This is a genomic window from Rhodococcus sp. HM1 (assembly GCF_023218075.1).
Taxonomy (GTDB): domain Bacteria; phylum Actinomycetota; class Actinomycetes; order Mycobacteriales; family Mycobacteriaceae; genus Rhodococcus.
On the sequence record NZ_JALPTB010000168.1, the window covers coordinates 1 to 1528 of the forward strand.

Annotated in this window: 1 protein-coding gene; it reads right to left on the reverse strand. The window is 72.2% G+C overall.

Annotated features, from left to right (window positions below; translation table 11 throughout):
* Positions 1-248: 248 nt before the first annotated feature.
* Positions 249-1466 (reverse strand): hypothetical protein, encoded by a 1218-nt coding sequence (locus M1M07_RS32220; protein ID WP_248676765.1) that lies wholly within the window; start codon positions 1464-1466, stop codon positions 249-251.
* Positions 1467-1528 lie beyond the last annotated feature (62 nt).

Sequence of the window (1528 nt, forward strand, 5' to 3'; positions counted from 1 at the left end):
CCGCCTCATCGGGAGGAAGCGGAGCACCGAATCGGCTACCCCTTGACGCAACACGTGCAGCCAGTTGCAGCCACCGACGGTCCCGGGCGGTGAGGCCCTGCCAGAATGCGAAAGCGCGCCCCGCCTCCAGCGTCGGGGGGAGGCGGGGCGCTTGGGAGCCGTAGCGACCGATCGGGGGTGGGTCTCCACGGCCACTGGGCATATCGGACAGAACAGACTGAGCGTTACGGAATCGCCGGGTCGACGTCCTAGTCCCAGTACAGGAAGGTGTTCGTCGCGCCGGCGAGCACGTTGCGCTCGTTCGCGGTCGTCGCCGCGTGATACGCCTCGACCCACACCTGGTCGCCGTCGTGCAGCGTCGTCGAGAACGACAGGCCCAGATCCTTCACCGTGCTCAGGCCCGACTGCGTGTTGATGGCAACCTGGCTGCCGTTGACCATCAGACGGGCTCGTCGCTCGACGAAGATCGCCCCGGTGTTGAACGTGACGCGAGCTGTGATCGTGGTCGCGCCGGTGCCTTCGGCGATGAGGGCACCGCCGGATTCGACGGTGTCCGGGTAGCCGGAGCGCACGGTCCAGCCGGTGACTCGCGTCCAGGTGTTGCGGCCTGGGTCCTGGGTGCCGACCTTGTCGACGCCCATCGCCGCGAACGTGACCACCGTGGCGGGTGCGAGCGCGGTCGGTGCGACCTCGGCGACCACAGCGCGGGTGTGCACCGGCACCGGCGGCATGAGTGCGGCGGCGGGAATCTCGGCAACCAGGACTCGTGCGAGGACCGGGACGGCCGGGGCCAGCGCTGCGGGTATGACCTCGGCGACCAGGGCGCGGGTGTGCACTGCGGCAGGTGGCGCCACTGCGGTCACAGCCGCCGCGGCGACCAGCTCCCGGGCCAGGACCACCGTCCCCGCGGCGTCGACGTCGACGTCGATCTCGACGACGAGCGACCGGGTGTGGACCACCACGGCGGGGATGCTCACCTCGACCGCGACCTCGGCCAGGAGGTGGCGGGTGAGTTCGTCGCCGAGCACGGGCAGCAGCGCACCGACCGGCACCTGCGCGGTCAATGCTGCGTACCGGATCGGCCAGGCCGGCAGCAGCGCGGCAGGTGCAGCCTCGACGACGAGGGCGCGGTCGAGGATCGGCACCACCGTCGTCGGCATCTGCGCGTCGACCACGACGTTCGCGGTCAGCACCGCGTAGCGGATCGGCCACGCCGCCACCAACACCGCGGCGTCGATCTCGACGGTCAGCGCGCGCACGACCACACCGACGATGGCCGGCGGGATGTGCCCGGCGGGCGCGGTCGTCTCCGGCAGCCGCGGTCGTGGGGACTGCGAGGAGGCCAGCTGCGGGCGTGCCGCGATCGTGACGCCGACGACCGGGCGCGGGGCCACCGTCGTGCTCGCGGCCGGCGCCGAGGCGGTCGACTCCGGCAGCGCCGGGCGCAGCGCGATCGAGGCGCCCACGCTACGTGCCCTGCGGGACCCGCAGCGTCACCGGAACGCGCAGCTTCCCGGCCGTGGTGAAC